The organism is Streptomyces anatolicus (assembly GCF_019400875.1).
GTDB lineage: Bacteria > Actinomycetota > Actinomycetes > Streptomycetales > Streptomycetaceae > Streptomyces > Streptomyces anatolicus.
In genome coordinates this window covers 1-1,307 of record NZ_WMBF01000831.1, presented here as the reverse complement: position 1 = coordinate 1,307, position 1,307 = coordinate 1, and the positions used below count along the sequence as shown (strand labels likewise).

General features: G+C 72.8%; 1 protein-coding gene. It reads left to right on the top strand.

Annotated features, from left to right (window positions below; translation table 11 throughout):
- A partial coding sequence (locus GKQ77_RS32795) for a condensation domain-containing protein (RefSeq protein ID WP_258022360.1) occupies positions 1-1,307 on the top strand: 1,307 nt, incomplete at both ends.

Genomic DNA, 1,307 nt, shown 5'->3' with positions numbered 1-1,307 from the left:
GCCTACCCCCGTGCCGCCCGCCTCGGGAGCCCCCCTCTCGCCGGGCCAGCAGCGGATCTGGTTCCTGGAGCGCATGCTGCCGGGCCGTACCGCGTACAACGAGGTCAAGGCCATCGACCTCGACGGCCCGCTGGACGCCGACGCGCTGCGGAACTCCCTGCGCGCGCTCGTCGCCCGGCACGAGCAGCTGCGCACGGTCTTCCGCGAAGTGAGCGGCGAGGCAAGGCAGTTCGCCCAGGCGCCGGGGGAAGTGGACTTCGCGGTCGTCGACGGGACGGGCCCCGGGCGTGACGCGGTCGCCGACACCCTCCAGGCGGAGAGCGAGCGCCGCTTCGACCTCGCGAACGGCCCCCTTTTCGTCACGCGCCTGGTCCGCCTCGGCCCCGAGCGGCACGTCCTCGTCCTCTCCCTGCACCACATCGTGATGGACGCCGCGTCGGCCGCCGTCCTCGCCCGCGACGTGTCCGCCCTCTACCGCGCGGAGACCACCGGGGCCCCGGCCGCCGCCGACCTCCCTGCCCTCACCCACACCTACGCCGACCACGCCCGCCGCCAGCTCGACTCCCTCGGCGACGCCAAGGCGGCGGACGACCTCGCGTACTGGAAGAAGGTGCTCGACGGCGACCTGCCCGTCCTCGACCTGCCCACGGACCGGCCGAGGCCCCCCGTGATGACGTCGAACGGCCGCGCCCTGTTCCGCACGCTCACCCCCGAACTCTCGGCTGCCGTACGTAAGTTCAGCCGTGAGCGGCGCAGCACGCTTTTCATGACACTGCTCGCCGGATACGCGGCAGCCCTGCGCCGAGTCAGCGGCCAGGACGACCTCGTCATCGGCACCCCGATGTCCGACCGCAGGCCCCCGTACGAGGATGTCGTCGGCTTCTTCGTGAACACCCTCGCGCTGCGCCTCGACCTCTCCGGTGACCCGGACTTCGGCACGCTCCTCGACCGGGTGCGCGCGGTCGCCCTCGACGCGTACGACCATGCCGACGTGCCCTTCGAAGCGGTCGTCCGGGAGCTGGCGCCCGCGCGGGCACTCGACAGGACGCCCGTCTTCCAGACGCTCGCCGAGTACGAGACCGGCGACCCCTTCCGCTTCGACCTGCCCGGCGTGCGGGCCACACCGCTCGACTCGGGGCCCGACAAGGCGCTGACCGACCTCAGCGTGTACTTCACCGACCAGCCGGACGGTGTCCGCTGCCATCTGGAGTACAACACCGACCTGTTCGACGAGGCGACCGTCGACGCGCTCTTCGGGACCTTCCGTGACGTCCTCGCGGAGGCCGTGGGGCCGGCCGGGGCCGGGG